Source organism: Bradyrhizobium sp. Ash2021 (assembly GCF_031202265.1).
Taxonomy (GTDB): domain Bacteria; phylum Pseudomonadota; class Alphaproteobacteria; order Rhizobiales; family Xanthobacteraceae; genus Bradyrhizobium.
Genome location: NZ_CP100604.1, coordinates 1,326,020 through 1,346,270, shown reverse-complemented (window position 1 = coordinate 1,346,270; position 20,251 = coordinate 1,326,020). Strand labels below are relative to the sequence as shown.

Below are 20,251 nucleotides of genomic sequence, written 5' to 3'. Positions count from 1 at the left end.
ACACTCACTGAAACGACATGTCGAGGCATTTCGAGATGTCGGAGCCGAGTCCGGACGAAATGATGATGCAGCCGCGTACCTTCAGCGCATTGTTGTCGCTGGCCCACACCGAATAGCCGCCGGGACCGAAGAATGAATTGGTGTTCGGCGGCTCGGTTTCGGTGGCGTCGAACGAATAGCTCGAGTCGGCCTCGAAGATGCGGGGCTTCTTGGTGCAGCCGCCGTCGGTCTGCACGTTGATGACTTCCTTGTTGTCCCGCGTCAGCGCGAGGCTGACCTGGCAGCGGAAATATTCGGAGGTCTTGACGTTGAAGACATACGCATAGGATTTGCAGGTCGCGGTGTTGAGCTTGCCCGCGCTCAGGCCCCGGCTGCACGAAATTCGCTGGTTGTTGCTGAGCTTGAATTCATCGGCCGCGGCCGCTTGAGCCAGCGTCATGAACGACAGCGCAACACCGAAACCGATTTTCATGACGAGGTTCATCCGAATCATCCCTATGAGGTTTTTTGCAATACACGGTTGTAGACGGAAAGGGGAACATAGTCGCGAAGCGGGACGTGGGAAATCACAAAGTCGCAGGGAGCGACGTGATGGCCCGCGTGGGTGCGGCTAAGGTGCCATTGACGGAATCATGACGTTCGTGATTTGTTCAAGAAGGTGGACAAGAGAGGCATTTTTCGGCCGCCGGGAGGATGACGATGACGGGATTTTCGACCAAAACCTTTTTGTTGGCGGCAGCACTGGCCGCACTGACGACATCCGCATTTGCGCAAGGGGCGGAGCCGGCGCCCTGGGAGCTGAAGCCGGACACCGGCTATGGCTACGGCAAGGACGGCAAAACGTTCGCCTACAAGATGGGGACCAACAATGCCGGCATGCTGCTGAAGGGCGCCAAGAAGGTGCCGAAGGGCACGTTGTTCTTCATCGGCCAGAACGGCCAGTTGTACATGCGCACCGGCCCCTATCTCGAGGGCGACGGCAAATTCATGTTCGGGACGAATTGAAGGGGCTTGGTCGTCCCGGCCAAGTGAGCGCAGCGAACGCTGAGCCGGGACCCATACTCTTTCCGTCCTCCGTGAAATATCCCGAAGCGATTGATTGGCAATGGAAATTGCGGGGATTGCTGTGATTGGATTTGCCAGCAATCGTAGCTGCTGCGTCGATTTTCTTGCAAATTCGTGTTGAGGATTCCCTCGAATCTGAAGCTGTGATTCTCTACCGATCATGTGATCGGAGGGGATTCGATGCGGCCACGGGAGCGGCGGGAAAGCGGCGAGCAGGATCTGTTTCGTTCGCGGCTGGACCAGGTCATCAACATGGATCACGCGCTGGCGAAGCTGGCGCGGACGATCGACTGGGGATTTCTGGAAGAGAAGTTCGGGGCGGTTTACGCCGACGGCTCCGGCCGGCCGCCGCTGCCGACCCGGCTGATGGCGGGGCTGGCGATTCTCAAACACACCTACAACCTCAGCGACGAAGTGGTGTGCGAGCAGTGGATCGAGAACCCGTATTACCAGTACTTTTGCGGCGAGGAGTTTTTCCAGCACCGGCTGCCGCTCGATCGCTCCTCGATGACCCACTGGCGCAACCGCATGGGAGAGGAGCGGCTGCAAGCGCTGTTGCAGGAGAGCCTGGCGGTAGCGACGCGAACCGGCGCGATGAAGCCTTCGGAACTCTCGCGCGTCATTGTCGACACCACGGTGCAGCCGAAGAACGTTGCCTTCCCGACTGACGCCAAGCTGTTGAACCGGGCCCGTGAGAAGCTGGCGACGCTGGCCAAAAAGCTGGGCGTGGAGCTCCGGCAGTCCTACACGCGGGTCGGCAAGTCCGCGCTGATCCAGCATCAGCGTTACGCCCATGCCAAGCAGTTCAAGCGCGCCAACCGGGCTCTGCGCACGCTCAAGACCTATCTGGGCCGCGTCATCCGCGACATTGCCCGCAAGATCGACGGCGACCATGGGCTCGAGGGCAGCTTCGCTCACCTGCTCAGCCTTAGCCGGCGGGTGCGCGAGCAGGAACGCGGGCAGCGCGGCGCCAAGGTCTACAGCCTGCATGCCCCCGAAGTGGAATGCATCGGCAAGGGCAAGGCCCACAAGCCTTACGAGTTCGGCGTCAAGGTCAGCGTTGCCACCACCCTCAAGCATAGCAAGGGCGGCCAGTTCGTCGCCCATGTACAGGCGCTGCCGGGCAATCCCTATGACGGCCATACGCTGGCCGAGGTGATCCCGGGGATCGAGAAACTCGTCGGCGCTACGATCGATCGGCTCCACGCCGATGCCGGCTATCGCGGCCACAACGCGCCACCCGACTACAAGTTCAAAATCTACACCTCAAAACAGAAGCGCCGCGTGACCCCGGCGATCAAACGAGAGATGCGTCGCCGCTCTGCCGTCGAGCCAGTCATCGGCCATCTCAAGGACGAGCACCGAATGGGCCGCAACTATCTCGCCCACCGCAATGGCGACCTCAACAACGCCATCCTCGCCGCCGCCGGCTACAACTTCCGCCGCCTCGTCAAGTGGCTCAGGATTTTGTTGTGCCTCTTCTTCGCCAGCCTCTTCCCTCAGCTAAATCCGTTGCCTGCGTGAAAAGGCCATTCTTCACCGGAGACTCTTTCACTGCCGAAACGAGAGGCCGCGGCGTATGGGTCCCGGCTCGCGCTTCGCTTGGCCGGGACGACATCAAACCTAAAACGCCGCCGCCAATTCCTTTGCGCCGGGCTTGTTGCTGTTGCTGTCCATCCGATCGTCGGTCACGGCCAACAGCTTCGCCACCGTGTTGTGGCGGATCGCGACCGGATTGCGTTCGTAGCCGCCGCGCTGGAAGAAATTCGAGGTCGGCACCTGTTCGCGCATCGCCTGCGGCATCGTCACCATGTCGAGCCCGGTGCCATCCCCGGTCAGGTTCATCATTTCAAGTTCGGCTGCGGTCAGCGGGCGATTGTACCCCTTGGCGCGGGCGAAGATCACCGAGGTCAAGAGTTTGTGGGTCTGCAGCAGCGGCCCGACGTCGATATCCAGCACCATGGCGTGCACCGCCCAGCCCTGCGGCGTATCGGCGAGTTTTTCGTGCGCCGACCAGTCGTCGGGCACCGTGCGCGTGAACGCCACCATCTTCTTCAGGACTGCGATCTTGTGCTCCAACGCCTTGCGCGGCGGACCGGAAAGCGTGGCGGCCTTCTCGGTCAGTTCCCTGACGAATTCGTGGCCCTGTTCGGCGACCAGTTCGATACTGTTGGTGGTGAGCAGCTGATTATAGCCGATCGCGCTCGAAATCGCGCGCTTGCCGCCATGCTCGATTCCCGACTGCACGTCGTAATTGCCGGTGCCGCCGGTCTCGAACGAATAGACCCGCACCGCCTGCTCGCGGGTCAGGCCGGAGGCCAGCGCGTAGCGGGCATACGCACGTTTGAATTCGGCTTCCGTCGCCGGCCGTTGCGGCGTGAACTGGAAATGCTCGGCGGCCGCCTTCATGAGATCCGCGACCACGGGAATAGCCTTGTGCTCGCGCGGCGGCTTTCCCTCCTCGGGCTCGGGATTTACCGGCCGTTTCGGGCCGGTATAGACCGGCGGCTGCGTCAGCACGTAATCGTCAAGCGCGATGGTCAGGTGCTCGCGCCGCTTGGCATTGCGGCCGCGGCGTTTTTCGGAGATCGACGCCCAATAGGCGCCGGCCTCCTCGTCGAACGCCGCGCGTGCTTCCTGATATTCCCTGAGCTTGCGGCGATATTCCGCGATCGCCTGCGGCGAAGCCGCCTGGGCCATCGCATTGGCGGTCGAAGCCGAAAGCGTGCCGAGCTTGACCGCCACGGCCGGCGGCGCACCCGCGAACCACGCGAGCGCGACCAACCCAAATCCAACGCGAATCAATTGCGGGCGCATCGCCCTGTTGTAGCAAGCGCGCGGCTTAAGTCAGCCACGAAAAACACCTCTTCCTGAGGGAGAGGTAAAGGAGAGAGTCTGCGTCAGTCGAATCTACTTCCACGCGAACACCGGCTGTTCCAACTCGGCAACGCGGGTAGCGCGACCCGCCAGCACTTCGCGGAACTGATAGATCAGCGCCGCGGTCGGCGCGTGGATATGTTGACCGGCGAGGCGAAAGCGGATCACGCGCCGGGTGCTTTCGGGGATCGTGGTGAAGCTGAACGCGTCCTCCCGCTCGATCTCCTCCAGCGCGATCCGATGCACGGACGCGACCTCCGCGGGATTGGGTAAAATCGTCGCCCTCCCCGTCACCCACACCACGACCGGCGTGATGAGGTAGCCGGACCGGGTCGGATAGTCGTCGAGCAGGCCGAGCACGTCACGCGACCCAAGCTCGAGGCCGAGCTCCTCGTGCAGCTCGCGCAATGCCGCCTCGGCTTGCGTCTCGCCGGGATCACAGCGCCCGCCCGGCAGCGCCCATTGGGCGCTGTGCGAACGCAGGCTCGCCGCACGCCGGGTCAACAGAAACGTCGTATCGCCGCCGGCGTCACTTTCCGTAAGCGCGATGGCGACCGCGGCGCGCTTCAGCGCCGGCGCGGCTTGATCCGGCTGGGTGCGGGGGAATGCCGCGCAGAGCTCTGCGATATTCCGCCGGGTGGCATCATCAAATGAACGGGCCATTGCGCTTGACTACAACAGTCCTGCGACCGATGAAATGACCCGGAAAGCATGACCACCTGCCGGGAACGGAACGCATCACATGACGACGAGCAAGGCCGCGGACAAACTCAAATCCGACGGCTGGAAGATCGTCGAAACATCCGGGTTCCTGCACCTGATCGGACCGCTGTGGCAGCGGGTCGCGGACGGCGAGCATGAATATGCGCTCGTTACCGAGGACAAGCACCACAACCGCCGCGGCCTGGTGCAGGGCGGTGTGCTCATGACCTTCGCCGACCGCACCTGCGGCATGACCGCGCGCTACGTCTCGGGCAAGCCGACGCTGGCGACCGTGCAGATGGATACGCATTTCGTCGAGGCCGGCAAGATCGGCGAGGTGCTGGTGTCGCGTCCGCACGTGGTGCGCTCAACCCGCAGCCTGATCTTCATCACGACCGAGGTAACCGTCGACAAGCGCTGTATCGCAATGGCGTCCGGCGTGTTTAAGATATTGAGGAACGAGTGAGGGAGCGCCGTCCCCCCGCGTCATTGCGAGGAGCGATAGCGACGAAGCAATCCAGACTTGCTTTGCCGCCCGATGGATTGCTTCGCGGAGCCTGTCATCGGGCGCGCATTCGCGCGACCCGTTGGCTCGCAATGACGACCCAAAGAGTGAGGACCACATGCAATACCGCCAACTCGGCCGCAGCGGCCTGAAGATCTCGCCGATCTGCCTCGGCACCATGATGTTCGGCGGGCCGACCGACGAGGCGACCTCGTCGCGGATCGTGGCGAAAGCGCGCGAGGCCGGCATCAACTTCATCGACTCGGCCGACGCCTATAATGGCGGCAAGTCCGAGCAGGTGGTCGGCCGCGCGATTGCGAACGTCCGGCAGAACTGGGTGCTCGCGACCAAGCTCGCCAACCCGATCGGCGACGATCCCAATCACGGCGGGCTGTCGCGGCGCTGGGTGCTGCAGGCGGCGGACGAAAGCCTGAAGCGGCTCGGCACCGACTACATCGACATCTATTACCTGCACAAGGAGGACCATGCGACGCCGCTGGCCGAGACCGTGCGCGCGATGGGCGACCTGATCCGGCAGGGCAAGGTGCGCTATTTCGGCGTCTCGAACTACCGCGCCTGGCGCGTCGCCGAGATCTGCAACATCTGCGACCGGCTCGGCATCGACCGCCCGATCGTCAGCCAACCCTATTACAACGCGATGAACCGGATGCCGGAAGTCGAGCATTTTCCGGCCTGCGGCTATTACGGCCTCGGCATCGTGCCCTATAGCCCGCTGGCGCGCGGCGTGCTGACCGGCAAATACCGCCCGGATACCGCGCCCGACAAGGACACCCGCGCGGGACGCAACGACAAGCGCATGATGCAGACCGAGTGGCGGCCGGAATCGCTGCAGCTTGCGCAGGAGATCAGGCGCCACGCGGAAGCCCGAGGCATCACCGCCGGACAGTTCGCGGTGTCGTGGGTGCTGAACTCCTCGTTCGTCAGTGCGGTCGTCGCCGGTCCCCGCACCGAGCAGCAATGGGACGATTACCTGAAGGCGCTCGACTATCGCTTCACCGCGGAAGACGAGGCGCTGATCGACCGGCTGGTGACGAGCGGACATCCGTCGACGCCGGGGTTCAACGATCCGGCCTATCCGATCGAGGGGCGGCGGGCGAAGACGGCGAGCTGATACAGACAAACCGCGCGTGAGGCATCGATGTCCCATCAGGATCGCTACGGCCTGACCCTGTCGACCACCTCCTCCGAGGCCGCGCAAGCCTATCGCGACGGCATCGACCTGCTGCTGTCGGCATGGACCGGTGCCGCGGAGGCGCTCGATCGCGCGGTCGCGGCCGATCCGGAGTTTGCGCTGGCGCAGATCGCCCGTGCCCGCATCCATACTTTCTATCAGCAGGGCGACGTGGCCCGGAAAAAGGCGGCGCTCGCGCGCGAGCTGGTCGCCCGCAACGGCACTGAGCGGGAGCGGAGCCATGTCGAGACGCTGGCGCTGGCCGTGGAAGGCCAGATCCCGGCGGCGCTGGCCGCGGCACTGGCGCATCTCGAAACCGCGCCGCGCGATGCGCTGGTGATGTCGCTGCCGCTCGGCGCGTTCGGGCTGTTCGCGTTTTCCGGCATGGCCGGTCACGACCAGGCGCGGGTGGATCTGTGCGAACGCCACGCCCATCATTACGGCGACGACTGGTGGTTCCTCACCTATCACGGCTGGTCGCTGACCGAAAATGGCGAGCTCGCCCGTGGCCGCGCCATGACGGAGCGCGCCTTCGGCCTGCGCCGCGCCAACGCCAACGCGGTGCACTCCCTGCTCCACGCGATGTTCGAGGACGGCTCGCTCGCCGACGCCGATGCGCTGGTGACGGAGTGGGTCCCGGGCTACGACCGTACCGGCATTTTGCACGGCCATATAAGCTGGCATCAGGCGCTGGGCGCGCTCGAAGCCGACGACGCGACCCGGGCGCTCGCGATTTATACGGATGTCCTGAAACCCTCGGTCACCTCGGCGCCACCGATCAACGTCATCTCCGACGGCGCATCGCTGTTGTGGCGGCTTTCGGCCTACGGCCACGACGTCCCGCGCGAGCTCTGGACCGAGGCGAACGCCTTTGCGCAGCGCGCCTTTCCGAAACCGAGCATTCCGTTCGCCGATGTCCATATGGCGCTGTTCGCCGCCGCAACTCACAACTCCGCCGCGCTGGAACAGCACCTTGGCGTGATCGAGCAGCGCTTGTCCGAGGGCAAGCTGGCGGCCGGACCTGTGGTGCCGAACATCTGCCGGGCGATGCACGCCTTTGCCGATGCGGACTATCAGGGCTGCATCCGCCATTTGGCGCCGGTGCTCGACGATGTCGTGCGGATCGGCGGCAGCCACGCGCAGCGCGAAATCATCGAGGACACCTTTGTCGTAGCCCTGATGCGCGGCGGCGAACTGGCCCGCGCCCGCACGCTGCTCGACCAGCGCCTGCATCGCCGGCCCTCGCCGCGCGATGCGCGCTGGATGGCGGCGGCGGTGGGTTGAGCCATTTTGGCGTCTCCCGGGAACAATAGCCCGAGCGCGCCGTTGAATACTTTGGCGCGCGGCGAACAATTGTCGGCGTCAGCGGAAAATTCCGATGGATTTGATCCCGATAACCGGTGTCGTCGTGCTGTTGCTCGGCGGCGGCGGGTATTGGGGTCGCCATCGTGGTTACTGATGAGAATTACAATGATCGATTTTCCAAACCATAGCCGATCCTATGACGTGACGCGGCACGCCGTGCGGTTCTGGGGATATGACAGCGCGATCGAGGCGTCGTTTTTCGTCGACGAAGCGGCGCTGACGCGGATGCAGCCGGGGGTCCCGCCCGACGAATCAGGCTTCCTGCATGCCTTCGACGCCAACCGCGACAAAATATGCGCCGCGGCGGCCAGGGTTTACGTTCGCGGCAGCCGGGGATCTTACGATCTGGGCCCGTCCAACTTTTGAAACGGCCGGCCTCAATCCGCCGGGCATAGCCCTTCTTCGATCGCAACCGAGTGCAATGTGCCGGCATCGGTGACGCCTTCGGCCGCGGTCGCAAGAATCCGCGACGCCATCTTCGCCTTGGTCGCCGGTGTGGCGGGCTTGCCCGACGCGGTGTCGATATGGGCCGAGGCCTGTTCCAGCACGGATTTCATCATGGCGACGAGTTCCGGCTTGAAGTCGATGGGCGAAATCTTTGTCATGCGTACTCCGTTGACGCGGACATAGCGCGGCAACGTGACTCTAATGCGACCATCGTGTGGACGTTCGCCTTGGAGGTTAATGACGAAGCCGTGACGTTGGATCGCTTCTGATTCAATTGTCAAACAGCGGCATCGTCATTGCGAGGAGCGTCAGCGACGAAGCAATCCATATTTCCGCAAACCGCGAGATGGATTGCTTCGCTGCGCTCGCAATGACGAAGAGTTGACGTACACCCACGTTCTCGCGGCGCGATGCACCCGAGTTTTAGAGTCACTAATCCGAGGGGCCGATCCAGACCCCCCTGGACGGCCACGCGCCTTCCCTGACGTTCGAGACCCGGCACGTCGTCTCGTCGAGCATCTCGATGCAGGCGGTGCCGCGCAGGACGGCGCCGTCAGGCTTGACGACCAGCACCGGCGCTTCCGGGGAGTGCATCCGCGACGTGACGATGAGATCGCCGTTCGGCATGACGACCACGGGGCCGGCGCCCCAGCCCGGGGTGCTCTGCGCGTTGCAGGCGACCCGCGCGGCAGTGGCCTTGTCGGCCGGCGACATCGCGGTCTGTGCATTCAGGTCATCGATCAGCGGGCGCAACACGCCTGCCCCGCTCACCCCTTGCGCGCCTGACGCCGCCACGAAGGCGGCGCCGTAGGCGACGCCGGGCCCGGTGTCGGGCGTCAGCGTCGAGGTCGGCGCGCTCATCGCGAGAGGTGGCCTGGTCGTGGTCGGCATGGCTGGCATTATCGCAAGGGCTCGACCTCAGGTCGAACCCGATCTTTTGGCGAACCGCGCACCTCACTTCACCATGGCGCCGTAGACGATGTCCTGGACGTTCTCGCGGTAATATTTTCGGAGTTCGCCGGGCGCCGCCGTTCCGACCACCACGACGAGGCGCTCCTTCGGGTCGGCGAAGAACTGCGTGCCGTAGGCGCCGTTCCAGGTGAACTCGCCGGGGTTGCCGGGGACCGAGGACAGGCCCTCGCTGGTGCGCACCGCGACGCCGAGGCCGAAACCAAAGCCGCCGCGATGCGGCTCGACGGTCGCGACGTTGTTCTTGATCTCGGGTCCAAGGTGGTTGGAGGTCATGAGATGCACGGTCTTCGGACTTAGGATGCGCTGACCGTCGAGTTCGCCGCCGTTGAGCAGCATTTGCCCGAAGCGGACATAGTCGCCGACGGTGGCGAACGAGCAGGCGCCGCCGCAGTCGAATTTGGTCGGCGTGTCCAAAAGCTTGATGCTCTGCGGCTTGCCGGTGACGGGATCATTGGGAAACGGATAAGCGAGACGGTCGCGCTGCGCCTCCGAAGGGTGGAACGTGGCATCCTTCATGCCGAGCGGCTGCCAGACATTTTTCGACAGATAGTCGCCGAGCCGCTGCGAACTGACTTTTTCGATCACCGCGCCCAGCACGTCGATCGAAAACCCATATTCGAATTCCGTCGAGGGCTGGTGCACCAGCGGCAGCTTTGTGATGCGATCGATGAAGGCCTGGGTGTCGCCCGCGATCGCGGGGTCCGTGCCACCCGGGTACATCCGCGCCAGCGGGCTCGAAGAGTCCGGCCGCCCGCCATACATCAGGCCCGAGGTGTGGCGATAGAGGTCGTGAATCGCGATCGGCGACGCCTGCGCTTCCATCTTCAACGAACCGTCCGCCTGCGGAACGCCCACCTTCATGTCGGCAAAGCCCGGATAGTAGTCCGCGAGCCTGGCCTGAAGCGGCAGGCGGCCTTGCTCCATCAGCGTGAGACCTGCGACCGCCACCATCGGCTTGGTCATCGACGCCAGCGCGAACACGGCATCGATCGGCATCGGCGTGCCCTTGGTCGCATCGAGCTGGCCATAGGCCTTGTAATGGACGAGCTTGCCGTCGCGGGCGATGGCGACCACGGCGCCGGGCACGCGTTTGGCTGCGATCTCGCGCGCGAAAAAATCGTCCAGCCGCGCCAGCCCTGCCTGCGAGAATCCGACATCGTCCGGCTTTGCCTCCGGCAACGGCCCGGCCTGCGCCGCATGAGCAGCGATGCCGGCGACCGCAGCCGCGGCCAAGATGAGTTTCTTCATGATTTCCTCCCAGGGCGGATTTTTTTTACCCGCGATTGTCGCGGTTGTTATGCCAATTCGGCTCCGCCACGGGCATGCTAAAACACGCCCGCCAGGGCAACAAGCCGTACGCGGTCGCAGCGGCTATGCGTCCGTGCGCAGCGATTCCACCGTCACGCCGGCATCGGTTCACTGAAAATAAGCCGCGTTGCCGAATTTGGTTTCGGTGGCTTTGACGTAGTCCAGCACAAAGCCGATATTCCGCGTCAGCCGCTGCGCATAGACATCGGCGCCCATCAGCGAATAGAAACCGAGATCGACCACAAAGGCCTTGGGATCGGTGTAGCCGAGATAGCCGGTGGCCGGCGCGTCCAGGAATTTCTTGATATCGGCGAGCTTCTGCACGGCGGAGCGGTCGAACCGGCTGAACCAGTTCAGGTTACGCGGGCTCCAGCTGCTGGCGATATCCGCGCCGCCATTATCGGTCGCGTAGAAATGCGCATGACCCTGATCGTCCTTCCGAATCACGACGTTGCCGCCGCTGTAGCGGTCCCATTGCTGGGTCACCGCGTCGATCAGCATGATCACGGAAAATTCACGCGCCAGTTCGAGCTCGTCGCCGACATAGCCGTTCTTGAGCGTGACGGTCCTGCCCTGCACCGGCTGCGGTGAGGATGCCTGCAGCAATCGAATGATCGGATGAGACGAGTTCGGCGCGCCGTTCGGCGCGGCGTGGGTATTGGCGATTTCGTCGAGGGCGACGTTGGTGTCGTCCTTCTTGGCCTTGACGCAGCCTTTCAGCGGCGCGCCGCTCTGGATCGCCTTCAGTATATTTGCCTTGTTTTCGAGCCGCTGCCGGTTGCTGATGTGCGCGTTGTCGATCAGCGACTTGAGCGCCTTGCTGCCGACGGGACCCAACTCATAGGGCGCGGCCGGACGATAGATGGAATCGAAACCCAAGAGCGCGCCGAGCTGGGAGGCCCCGATCTCGACATCGGGATTGGCCGCCGAGTTGTGCGGAATATAGGATCCGCGGGATTTGTAGCCTTTCGGGTCCGAGCTATCGATCTTCTCGATCTTCATGTTGATCGATGTCGACCCGGACAATTCCTTGAATTGATAGCTCGCGCTGTCGTCGAGATTCATGCCCTTCCATTTTTTCATCCAGTCCGTGGTATCGGGCGCAAGCGCCTGGCCCTTGGCCTGGAGCGCCTCCAGGATCGGATAGCCCTGGATGTCGCTGACCGGCGCCGCAGATGCGGCGAATGCGAAAGCGATTGAGAGAGCTGTTACAAATGCCGCGGCCTGCGCCTTGACGCATCGGCCGATCCCGTTTGATGTGATCATCGCCGCTTCTCCTCGCAATTGCATAATAATTTGCATCAATGTCGGGTAGTATAGCCGATCTGGCCGAAGTTCGAAGCGGCTTTTTGCGTGCAAGAAGGCGCGTTCTCGCGGCGCGTTGCGTCCGAGTTTTGCGTCATTGCTCACCCTCTTCGAAACAGAGGGCGCAGGGAAAGCCGGGTGCGCGCTGCACCCGCGGTCTCGCGTGCACTGTGCACAAGAACACGCACACGAGCATACAGGTTCAGCGGAGAACATCCGGCCTTCCCTGCGCAGTGGTTTACGGCTTACTTCGTGCTCTCCCTGGTGAGGCGTGCTCTTTTGCCACCATCGCCCGCGAGAAGCCTGGCTCTCGCGAACTTGGCGCCAGCGTCGGGCGCCAGAACCACACGACTTCGCCGTCCGCTTCCGCCACGTTCGTCGTCGTGACTTCCGCGTCCACCGCATCCCACCGCACGTTCGTGACGATCGCGAGCCGCCCCTCTTGTCGGGTGAGACGCGCGGAGAGAAACCACTGATTTGCCCGACGGCGGAAGCGAAATATTTTTGCGCGAGGGACTGGACAAACGGTTTGCGCAATTGCGGAGTGATTTGCCCGTCGGGCAACTCGGAGGGTTGGCAAAGGCGACCCACCACCTATCGGCAGCGTCATCCTGAATGGTGAGCACGCTTGCGCTCTACCCATCCCATGGACTGCACTTCCCTTCTCCCCTTGTGGGAGAAGGTGGCTTCGCGGAGCGAAGCCGGATGAGGGGTTCTCTCCGCGAACACTGAATTTGCGGAGACAGACCCCTCACCCGTCGCCTCACTTCGTGAGGCGCCACCCTCTCCCACAAGGGGAGAGGGGAAGAATGCCGTCGGCGAAAATGCTATAGTGGTCATCCGAATGAAGACCGCGTGTGCGAACCGGAGAGGTTGTCAAATGACCAGGGGCAGCAGGCTTGCGACGGCTACTGTGATCGCGTTGGCGGCGCTGGCGGCTGCCGCCCGGCACGCAAACGCCGCGCAATGCGGCAATGGTCCGGGCGGCTTCGAGACCTGGAAGCAGGAGTTTGCCCGCGAGGCCGGGGCTAAGGGCATCGGCGCCACCGCGGTCGCCGCCCTGATGCAGACGCATTACGCGAGCGCAACGATTGGCGCCGATCGCAGCCAGCACAGTTTTGGTCTCTCGCTCGATCAGTTCCTCGCCAAGCGCGGCGCCTCCACCATCGTCGCGCGCGGCCGTTCCCTTAAAGCTTCGCAAGCGGCATTGTTCGCGTCGATCCAGCAGCGCTACGGCGTGCCGCCGGGGCCGCTGATCGCGATCTGGGGCATGGAGACCGGCTTCGGCAGCCAGCGCGGCAACCAGAACATGCTGTCGTCGATCGCCACCCTGGCCTATGACTGCCGCCGCCCCGAATTCTTCACCGAGCAGCTCTACGCGGCACTAAAACTCGTCGACCGCGGCGCGCTGTCAGCCGCCACGCGCGGCTCCATGCATGGCGAAGTCGGCCAGACCCAGTTCATGCCCAAGAACATTCTGGCCTACGGCACCGGCAATCTCGACGTCGCCGCCAACGCGCTGAACTCGACCGCCAACTTCCTCAAAGCCCACGGCTGGCGCGCCGGCGCCGGCTACCAGCCGGGAGAACCAAACTTTGCGGCGATCGAAGCCTGGAACGCGGCGGGGGTTTATCAGAAGGCGATTGCGATTATGGGACGGCAGATTGATGGGGGCGGGTGAGGCGTCGGCGGTGAGGCGGTGATAGTTGCCTTGCCGGGCGGGCACTCCACTGGCCGAAAGTCTCCGCAACACCACGCAACCCAACAACCAGAATCGACAAGGCACCCTGGCGTAAAATCGGCGCCTCGATATAAGCATGCGGCCCGCCTTGTGTGATTTGAACAGCGAGTATTTGATGAAGCGATTATCTTTCAAGGGTATTGCGATCGGTAACATCGCTGACATCGTATCCACGAACGTCGTCGTGTTGCCCGTCGCGGTCTACATCCTGTTCAGAGCGGGATTACCTCCCGGTATTGGCGCCGGTCCTGCCGGGGAAATCCTGAAAGGAAGCACTCTCCTCGCTGTCTGGTCCAGCATTCTGGGCGGGCTCTGCTCCGTGCTGGGCGGTTACGTTTCCGCACGCATCGCGAAACATGACGAAGTGCTGAACGGCGCACTCTCGTCGATCCTCTGCGTCGGTGGCGGAGTGTATGCTGTGGTCAGCGGCAGTTCGACCTACCCTTTATGGCTGCACTTGGCCTTCCTGCCGTTGAGCCCTGCGCTAGGGGCTCTAGGCGGCTTCCTACGCTCGCGGAGTAATGCGCCCGAATCACGATGACAGTGCACTTAATCGGACGGGAATGTTTAGTGCACTGAAGATCATCTAGCCGGCCTTCGCAACCGAGAAGGCCGTGGAGCTAAGGTGAATTCGTAATCATCGAATCACTTTTGACCACGAGGAGGCGAGGATGATGTACAGCGGGATTGATCTGCATTCTAACAACAGCGTTATCGCGATCATCGACGATGCCGATCGGGTTGAGGCACAGAAGCGCTTGCCGAACGACGTCACGAAGATCATTGGCTTTCTGGTTCGCTGGCAAGAGCAATTGGCCGGCATCGTTGTCGAGTCGACCTACAACTGGTATTGGCTGGTCGACGGCTTGCAGGACGCCGGCTTCCACGTGCATCTCGCCAATACGGCTGCGATCAAGCAATACGAAGGACTGAAGCACAGCGGCGACGAGACCGATGCGCAGCACCTGGCCCATTTACTGCGGCTGAGCATCTTGCCGACGGGCACGATCCTGCCGCGGGAGCAGCGGGCGACGCGCGATCTGGCGCGCAAGCGCATGCAGCTGGTGCAATCATGCACGGCACATGTCCTCGCGGTCGAGAACATCATGGCCCAGCAGCTGGGCGGGCGAATGACCAGCAATCAGATCAAGCGCCTGACCGACGATGCGGTCGACAACCTGTCCCTGGCGGCGGATGTAGGCTTGGCAATCAAGGCCAACGTCGCGGTTATCGCGACACTGCAGTCACAGATCGAGCTTCTTGAAAAGCGCCTGCAAGAACGCGTCAAGCCGCGTCCGCAATACGGCTTGTTGACCAGCGTGCCGGGCATCGGCCAGACGCTCGCCACCGTCATTCTTCTGGAAACCGGTCCGATCGATCGGTTCGCCGCAGCAGAGCAGAATCGCCCACCATGCGTTCTTGGCCCGTGGAGTGAGACACCGAGCGGTTCTTGACCGGAGCGATGCTGCGCGACGGATCGATCTAGAGTAAATGGTGCCCGGGGCTCTACTACACTAAACTAACACATTGATATTGTTGTATTTTTCTTAGTGCACTCTTGCGTCCCGCCCATATTTGCACGCACATTCAGCAAGGGCACCACGGTGCGCTATGCTCCAGCGATTACGAATCGGGGGTGGCATGTACGAGCATCCAATAGAAGACGTGCATCGCCTCATTGATACGGTCGAGGAGGCGACACGAGAGATTGATCGTGCTCCCACGGACTCCATTCAAATTCAGCAAATTCCTGAACTTAGTGCAGTAATCCTCGAGCTGCTGGGATGGACCAATACGGCGTATATGGAGAATGAGCTGAGCATCAATCCGTCTGTGCTTAGCAAATTCGTCAAGATGCGCGGAGTCGTTAGGAAGCCTCTCGCGAGGAAAGTTGCAGATCGGCTGCGGAGCTATCTAAAGAGTCAAGATCAGGCGTTTTTGCAGCCAGACGTAATGCAGCCTCCGAATGGAGAAACGAAGACCAAGCCAAAATCGGGACCGATCGGCGGCGACACATTTGTTGGCGAACAATGGGTTGCTGTCCGAACAGCGTCAGAAATAAAGATGAAGATCGGCGCGATTTCATCGCTCTTGGACAGCATCATCGTTCAGACCAAGGGGGCGAACGAGCCAGCCGATCAGCAAGTCCTCACTGAAATTGAGCGCCAACAACTGATCGCAATTTTGGAAACGGCACTCAATGTTCTTCGTTCACCCCTCATCGAGAAAGGTTTGCTGAAAAAAGCACAGATGGTTCTAAAGAGGGGTGCCGAGAACGCAACGGAGAAAGGTGTGCAGCAAGGATTGGGGAAATTAATGGATGGCGCCGGGGCTCGAATTGTAGAGTTGATAGCAATGCTATTCAGCTAGCCGATCGGCATGTTCGTAGAATCTTGCGGAATTTCGGTGACAGTGCACTTAATCGGACGGAATGTTTAGTGCACTGTCACCTTAATTCGAAAGTGCCCGCTTGCAGGCCGGATAGATCCGCCATGATCGACCTCATCGAGGTATCGAGGAATGCGGCTGCGCAATTCTTCAAGGATGACGTGCGGTCCGAAGAACCCGCCAACGCGTCGTTTGTCGGCGGATTTCTCCGTCAACGTCTTTCTTGATTGCCACCCGTCAAACAAGTGCCTTGCCCTGCGGCCAGGCAGGGAAATCAGGAACAAACCCAGATAATCGCTACCGCCATCGGCAAGCCCAAGGCCAAGGCGACGGCAATCGTCGCTGTGAATGCGGAAAGCAAATTTGCCTCAGGCTGCACCTTGTCCAGTTCAGACATCGCTCTACTCCACGGCTCGGCAAGGCAAAAAGCCGTCACCGGGACAAAGCGGCGACGGCTTCTCGCTCGCACACACGTTTCCAGAAGGGACGGACCAATGGTGCTCGGACATGGTTAATGGAGTATTAACGGCGCAGGGTCGGCATCAAATATGCAGCCAAAGCTGGACATTACCCATATGGCGGCCGCGACCTTTGATCGCCTGTCCGTCGCCCCCTTGCGATCCTAGCGCGCTCTCGAACTGTCCGAACCATGACAGCGTGGAATAACAGAAAACAGCAATGACGAAGCATTTCAATGCGCGTCCTCTTCGCAAGGGGAAACGCTTGCGCATCGGTCAACTGCTCCATGCGCCACCCGCTCGTCCAATTCAGGGGGTATGATACGCTCCTCACCCGAGGAACCTGGTCAGTGCAGGTCTTGTACAAGAACGAGGACGTCTACCATGCGCTTGTCAAAAGCAGCCACTTTGGCGCTTATCGTTGGAGCTACAAGCTTCATGTCCGTGTCTTTGGCGCTGGCCGCTTCTGACTGTCCAACATTGGCAGAACTGGCGGATTGGGGAGAGAATTCGACCGGCGACATTAGCGTCATGTCCGGGGGAAGTTGCCAATTTCCGATCAAGATGCGCGGCACGGTCAGTGGTTCGGACATTTTACAAAAGCCGCTACACGGCAAGTTGAAAAAACTCAACATAGCTACTTACGAATACAAGGCGAAGGCTAGATATAAGGGAAGCGATACTTTTGCCATCAAGGCAACGGGTCAGGGGCCGACGACTTCCGGCACGTCGATAATTACTGTGCACGCGACGATCAAATAGCGGTCCTCCATGGCGGACGCGCGTATCCGCCAACGCCTGCGGTATCGCCTCCCGGAAACCGCCTTGAAGCTCTCAAGTGCGATTTGGCGGGCAAGCACTCGATCCGCATCAATGATCCGTGGCGGGTCGTGTTCAGGTGGACCGATGCGGGTCCCGAAGACGTGGAGATCAAATTCTTCAAGACCGGCGCGGCGTTCTGGATGAACATTCAGGCGCGCTTCGATCTCGAAACCGCCGAAGGCGCGCTCGCGCCGCAGATCAAGAAGATCGCGCCTTACGAGGCGGCGTGAAGGCATTGCGCTCGGCCGGCAGCACGGATGACGGTGGCCGACGCCGCGGCGGGAGCGAATCGTCTTTGAATGAACATTCAGCCGCCCCGGCGCGACCAAGGACTGATCCGTTGGAGCCTGCCCAATGCGTCATTCGACTTTTGCCGCCGTCGCGACAAGGAATTTGCTGCCCGGTCGCAAAATCCTGTGCGTCCTGACCGCCCTTGCCGTGATGGCAGCCGCCTCAACGGCTGCCGCCAGCGAGTGGCGTTACGGTTGCAGAGGCGTGCTCCCGAGCGGGGACGCGCCGATCATCATCTTCAACCGCGCCTCGCTCGTCATGCTGCCGAAGGCCTGGGTCAAGGGATCGCTGTTTGCCGCTGTGTACGACGAGCTTCTGAGCTCGAGCTTTCGAGCGACCGACAACAATTCGGGGCTGGTTCCGACCATGGTGTTTACGCGCGATGACCATCCCGACGAGAAGCTGACGCTGACCGAGAAGTCGTCAAAGACGATTTCGGACGTTCAACGTCCGGCCGGCCGCCAGCCGCGCTCCGAGCAGACAACCACGTACACGAAGGTCTATCGATGGGTCAGCGACGGTATCTACGCAGGTCCATACGATATCAAAATGGACTGCATCAATTATGAGCTCTCGGCGCCGTTGCACCGATAGGCCTCTTTGCGGGTCGCCGTCGACGATATCGCGCGCGGCGCTTGAAAGCTCTCGGTGACGATCCGCAGCTTCTCGTCATCCGACCAGCGCCGCCGGCGACCAGTCTCGACCACCTCAAGCCGTTCAAGCTGAGTACTGCGCTTATGGCTGTCCATAAGGACTGTTACGCACCAATTGGACTAATCCAACAAGGCGGCCCTCGCCGGAGGGAGACGGAATTAGACCGGATAGTAACGAAGCTGTCGTGTCAAAAGCGCTCATTCAGCATCCCCCGGGATTTGCTGAATATCATAGGTTGTATTTTCGTTTGTTTCAAACCGTCAGAATAAATCTGCGAGATGAGGGGAAACGCCGTCGCGCGACGTGTGCGCAGAACGCGTCTTGATTTCGGTCAAGGCCAAATGGTGCGCCATTCAGAATAAAACCACGAACTCTTATGTCATTGAAGTTACATGGTAATTTCTACCGGAATTTCGGTCGGGCGCAGTCAGGACGAGCGCGCAGAGCCCCGAAAACGACGTCCTCATTCCGCGTCGATCCGCGTAACCTGATTGCGCCCCAGTTGCTTCGCGCGGTAGAGCGCCGCGTCCGCCTCATTCAGCCATGCTCCTACCGATTTGCCCTCAGAGTGCGATAGCACCGCCACCCCGGCACTGATGGTCACGACATGGTCTGTGGGATTGGAATCGTGCGGGATTGCCAATTCCTCGATTGCCTGCCGGTAGCGCTCGGCCGCCGCCAATCCGTCGTCAAGAGACTGTTCGGGCAACAGGATCAAAAATTCTTCGCCCCCGTAGCGATAGACCTGGTCGCCGCTCCGCGCCGTGTTCATGAGTGCCCGCGATACGGCCTCAAGCACTTCATCGCCAGCGAGATGGTCCTTGCTGTCGTTATAAGCCTTGAAAAAATCGACGTCGCACATGACGGCGCAACAGGTGTGGCCATAGCGATCCGCCCTCGCGCTGATGTTTTCGAATATCCTGTAGTCCAGCCCCGTTTCTTCGAGAAACATCGTGATCTTGTGGCCGTTCGGCGTTGGCTAATAGTGAAGATCTATCATCCGGCAGCACCCATCGATATCGCGGCAAAACTGCAGCGGCAGCGAAACCCTCGCGTAACCCGGGCCGGCGGCATCGTCAGCGAACGTGTCCCATCGCAAGATTTAGATCGAACGTTATAATTCGAACGGGGCGTTTGCAAGCGCAGAGGGGCCATGCGCGATGGGAAGACGAGGCTCGCCTCGGGACGCTGACCCGGCGGATTGGCTTGCACCGCCGATGCTGCAAGCGGATCTCCGAGCGCGACGACTTCGGTTTCAAGATTTCGTGTAGTCCCCGGCAGCGACCGCGTTGCCGACCTGGCGTCGAGCGCTATCGGCCGCAAAAGCACCGATCTGGCTGTCCACTGCGCGAACGACTGCTGGTTTCGAATTGCCCCCTCACGTAGGCCCCACGTAACAATGCGGTCGGCGATAGCGAATATGGAGCGAACCCATCGGAGGATCGCCATGTTGTCACGCCTGCTCGCTGCGCTCGGATTTGTCGCCCTCCTGTCTCCCGCGGTAGCAGCGGAGCGACCCGTTGTGGTCGAACTGTTCACCTCGCAGGGTTGCTCGTCCTGCCCGCCCGCGGATGCCTATCTGATCGAACTGTCGAGGGGACAGCGCGACGTCCTGCCGCTCGCCTTTCACGTGACCTACTGGGACCAACTGGGATGGAAGGATCCTTTCTCGCTGCCATCGGCCACCGAGCGCCAGAATCAATATGGCCGGCGCTTCGGAGATGGATCCTATACGCCGGAGATAGTCGTCGACGGCGCTGCCGGCATGGTCGGCTCGCGTCGATCCGCAGTCGCGTCCGCGATCGAACGGGCCAAACGGGAAAGCGTCACGGCGGCGGCGGTTCGCGTCACCAGGAACGGCAAGAATGTTTCGATCGAGGTTGGCTCCGGCAGCGGCAGCGGCAGGGTCCTGTTGATCGGCTTCGACCGTGAACATACGACGCCGATCGGACGCGGTGAAAACGGCGGACGCACATTGACGGAGGCGAATATCGTCAGATCGATCCGCCCGGTCGGACAATGGTCAGGCAGTCCTCTCAAGATCAGCGAACAATTCCCTGAAGGACAAGACGTCGCGGTCCTGCTCGAAGCTCCGGACGGCCAGGTTATCGGGGCGTCGCGGCTGGCCGACGGCTCGACCTGAGCCAATTCGAAATGCA

General features: G+C 61.6%; 24 protein-coding genes and 1 pseudogene. 15 read left to right on the top strand and 10 right to left on the bottom strand.

Annotation, left to right across the window (positions count from 1 at the left end; translation table 11 throughout):
• Positions 1 to 4: 4 nt before the first annotated feature.
• The gene (locus NL528_RS06395; protein ID WP_309181849.1) at positions 5 to 484 is read right to left on the bottom strand and encodes a hypothetical protein; all 480 of its coding nucleotides are present in this window, start codon (positions 482 to 484) and stop codon (positions 5 to 7) included.
• A 215-nt stretch (positions 485 to 699) separates the two neighbouring features.
• Between NL528_RS06395 and NL528_RS06390 the strand changes: the two genes are divergently transcribed.
• Together NL528_RS06390 and NL528_RS06385 are read left to right on the top strand one after the other, a co-directional pair.
• Positions 700 to 1,005, top strand: coding sequence for a hypothetical protein (locus NL528_RS06390; RefSeq protein ID WP_074277682.1), 306 nt, complete (start codon positions 700 to 702; stop codon positions 1,003 to 1,005).
• 240 nt (positions 1,006 to 1,245) lie between these two features.
• Positions 1,246 to 2,589 carry an IS5 family transposase gene (locus tag NL528_RS06385; RefSeq protein WP_309181848.1) on the top strand — a complete coding sequence of 448 codons (1,344 nt, stop codon included), beginning with the start codon at positions 1,246 to 1,248 and terminating at the stop codon, positions 2,587 to 2,589.
• Positions 2,590 to 2,688: 99 nt separating this feature from the next.
• On the opposite strand, the gene NL528_RS06380 is transcribed toward NL528_RS06385, so the two are convergent.
• A complete protein-coding gene (locus NL528_RS06380) occupies positions 2,689 to 3,882 on the bottom strand; it encodes a hypothetical protein (protein ID WP_309181847.1) in 1,194 nt (397 codons plus the stop codon).
• Positions 3,883 to 3,975: 93 nt separating this feature from the next.
• Entirely contained in the window at positions 3,976 to 4,605 is a 630-nt protein-coding gene (locus NL528_RS06375) for a CoA pyrophosphatase (RefSeq protein ID WP_309181846.1), read from the bottom strand.
• Positions 4,606 to 4,684: 79 nt separating this feature from the next.
• Here NL528_RS06375 and NL528_RS06370 point away from each other — a divergent pair, with 79 nt between their 5' ends.
• From NL528_RS06370 to NL528_RS06355, 4 genes are all read left to right on the top strand, one after another.
• On the top strand, positions 4,685 to 5,110 hold the full coding sequence (locus tag NL528_RS06370) for a PaaI family thioesterase (RefSeq protein ID WP_309181844.1): 426 nt from the start codon (positions 4,685 to 4,687) through the stop codon (positions 5,108 to 5,110).
• Between the two features lie 157 nt (positions 5,111 to 5,267).
• Complete coding sequence (locus NL528_RS06365; protein ID WP_309181842.1) at positions 5,268 to 6,281, top strand: aldo/keto reductase; 1,014 nt, start codon at positions 5,268 to 5,270, stop codon at positions 6,279 to 6,281.
• Between the two features lie 27 nt (positions 6,282 to 6,308).
• Positions 6,309 to 7,625: a tetratricopeptide repeat protein gene (locus tag NL528_RS06360; protein WP_309181841.1), complete on the top strand. Its 1,317-nt coding sequence runs from the start codon at positions 6,309 to 6,311 to the stop codon at positions 7,623 to 7,625.
• 186 nt (positions 7,626 to 7,811) lie between these two features.
• Positions 7,812 to 8,072: a DUF1488 domain-containing protein gene (locus tag NL528_RS06355; RefSeq protein ID WP_309181839.1), complete on the top strand. Its 261-nt coding sequence runs from the start codon at positions 7,812 to 7,814 to the stop codon at positions 8,070 to 8,072.
• 11 nt (positions 8,073 to 8,083) lie between these two features.
• Here NL528_RS06355 and NL528_RS06350 read toward each other — a convergent pair whose 3' ends face one another.
• From NL528_RS06350 to NL528_RS06335, 4 genes are all read right to left on the bottom strand, one after another.
• Positions 8,084 to 8,311, bottom strand: a complete 228-nt coding sequence (locus NL528_RS06350) for a hypothetical protein (RefSeq protein ID WP_074277691.1) — start codon at positions 8,309 to 8,311, stop codon at positions 8,084 to 8,086.
• Between the two features lie 274 nt (positions 8,312 to 8,585).
• Complete coding sequence (locus NL528_RS06345; RefSeq protein ID WP_309181838.1) at positions 8,586 to 9,044, bottom strand: hypothetical protein; 459 nt, start codon at positions 9,042 to 9,044, stop codon at positions 8,586 to 8,588.
• Positions 9,045 to 9,107: 63 nt separating this feature from the next.
• On the bottom strand, positions 9,108 to 10,373 hold the full coding sequence (locus NL528_RS06340) for a serine hydrolase domain-containing protein (protein WP_309181837.1): 1,266 nt from the start codon (positions 10,371 to 10,373) through the stop codon (positions 9,108 to 9,110).
• Between the two features lie 168 nt (positions 10,374 to 10,541).
• On the bottom strand, positions 10,542 to 11,699 hold the full coding sequence (locus tag NL528_RS06335; protein WP_309181836.1) for a hypothetical protein: 1,158 nt from the start codon (positions 11,697 to 11,699) through the stop codon (positions 10,542 to 10,544).
• Positions 11,700 to 12,618: 919 nt separating this feature from the next.
• Between NL528_RS06335 and NL528_RS06330 the strand changes: the two genes are divergently transcribed.
• The 5 genes from NL528_RS06330 (at position 12,619) to NL528_RS06310 (ending at position 16,094) form a co-directional block, all read left to right on the top strand.
• A complete protein-coding gene (locus NL528_RS06330; protein WP_309181835.1) occupies positions 12,619 to 13,419 on the top strand; it encodes a lytic murein transglycosylase in 801 nt (266 codons plus the stop codon).
• A 175-nt stretch (positions 13,420 to 13,594) separates the two neighbouring features.
• Complete coding sequence (locus tag NL528_RS06325; protein ID WP_309181834.1) at positions 13,595 to 14,020, top strand: hypothetical protein; 426 nt, start codon at positions 13,595 to 13,597, stop codon at positions 14,018 to 14,020.
• Between the two features lie 130 nt (positions 14,021 to 14,150).
• Positions 14,151 to 14,933: a transposase gene (locus tag NL528_RS06320; RefSeq protein WP_309181833.1), complete on the top strand. Its 783-nt coding sequence runs from the start codon at positions 14,151 to 14,153 to the stop codon at positions 14,931 to 14,933.
• A gap of 187 nt (positions 14,934 to 15,120) precedes the next feature.
• Positions 15,121 to 15,849 carry a hypothetical protein gene (locus tag NL528_RS06315; RefSeq protein WP_309181832.1) on the top strand — a complete coding sequence of 243 codons (729 nt, stop codon included), beginning with the start codon at positions 15,121 to 15,123 and terminating at the stop codon, positions 15,847 to 15,849.
• Between the two features lie 122 nt (positions 15,850 to 15,971).
• The gene (locus NL528_RS06310) at positions 15,972 to 16,094 is read left to right on the top strand and encodes a hypothetical protein (protein WP_309181831.1); all 123 of its coding nucleotides are present in this window, start codon (positions 15,972 to 15,974) and stop codon (positions 16,092 to 16,094) included.
• Positions 16,095 to 16,141: 47 nt separating this feature from the next.
• Here NL528_RS06310 and NL528_RS06305 read toward each other — a convergent pair whose 3' ends face one another.
• Entirely contained in the window at positions 16,142 to 16,264 is a 123-nt protein-coding gene (locus tag NL528_RS06305) for a hypothetical protein (protein WP_309181830.1), read from the bottom strand.
• Positions 16,265 to 16,409: 145 nt separating this feature from the next.
• Complete coding sequence (locus NL528_RS06300; protein ID WP_309181829.1) at positions 16,410 to 16,598, bottom strand: hypothetical protein; 189 nt, start codon at positions 16,596 to 16,598, stop codon at positions 16,410 to 16,412.
• Between the two features lie 111 nt (positions 16,599 to 16,709).
• On the opposite strand from NL528_RS06300, the gene NL528_RS06295 reads away from it, so the two are divergent.
• From NL528_RS06295 to NL528_RS06285, 3 genes and pseudogenes are all read left to right on the top strand, one after another.
• On the top strand, positions 16,710 to 17,087 hold the full coding sequence (locus NL528_RS06295) for a hypothetical protein (RefSeq protein ID WP_309181828.1): 378 nt from the start codon (positions 16,710 to 16,712) through the stop codon (positions 17,085 to 17,087).
• Between the two features lie 47 nt (positions 17,088 to 17,134).
• Positions 17,135 to 17,257: pseudogene (locus tag NL528_RS06290) on the top strand (type II toxin-antitoxin system RelE/ParE family toxin); the annotation flags it as partial.
• A 244-nt stretch (positions 17,258 to 17,501) separates the two neighbouring features.
• Positions 17,502 to 18,032 (top strand): hypothetical protein, encoded by a 531-nt coding sequence (locus NL528_RS06285; protein WP_309181826.1) that lies wholly within the window; start codon positions 17,502 to 17,504, stop codon positions 18,030 to 18,032.
• A gap of 523 nt (positions 18,033 to 18,555) precedes the next feature.
• On the opposite strand, the gene NL528_RS06275 is transcribed toward NL528_RS06285, so the two are convergent.
• Complete coding sequence (locus NL528_RS06275) at positions 18,556 to 19,044, bottom strand: GGDEF domain-containing protein (protein ID WP_309181823.1); 489 nt, start codon at positions 19,042 to 19,044, stop codon at positions 18,556 to 18,558.
• A gap of 495 nt (positions 19,045 to 19,539) precedes the next feature.
• On the opposite strand from NL528_RS06275, the gene NL528_RS06270 reads away from it, so the two are divergent.
• On the top strand, positions 19,540 to 20,235 hold the full coding sequence (locus NL528_RS06270; RefSeq protein ID WP_309181822.1) for a DUF1223 domain-containing protein: 696 nt from the start codon (positions 19,540 to 19,542) through the stop codon (positions 20,233 to 20,235).
• Positions 20,236 to 20,251 lie beyond the last annotated feature (16 nt).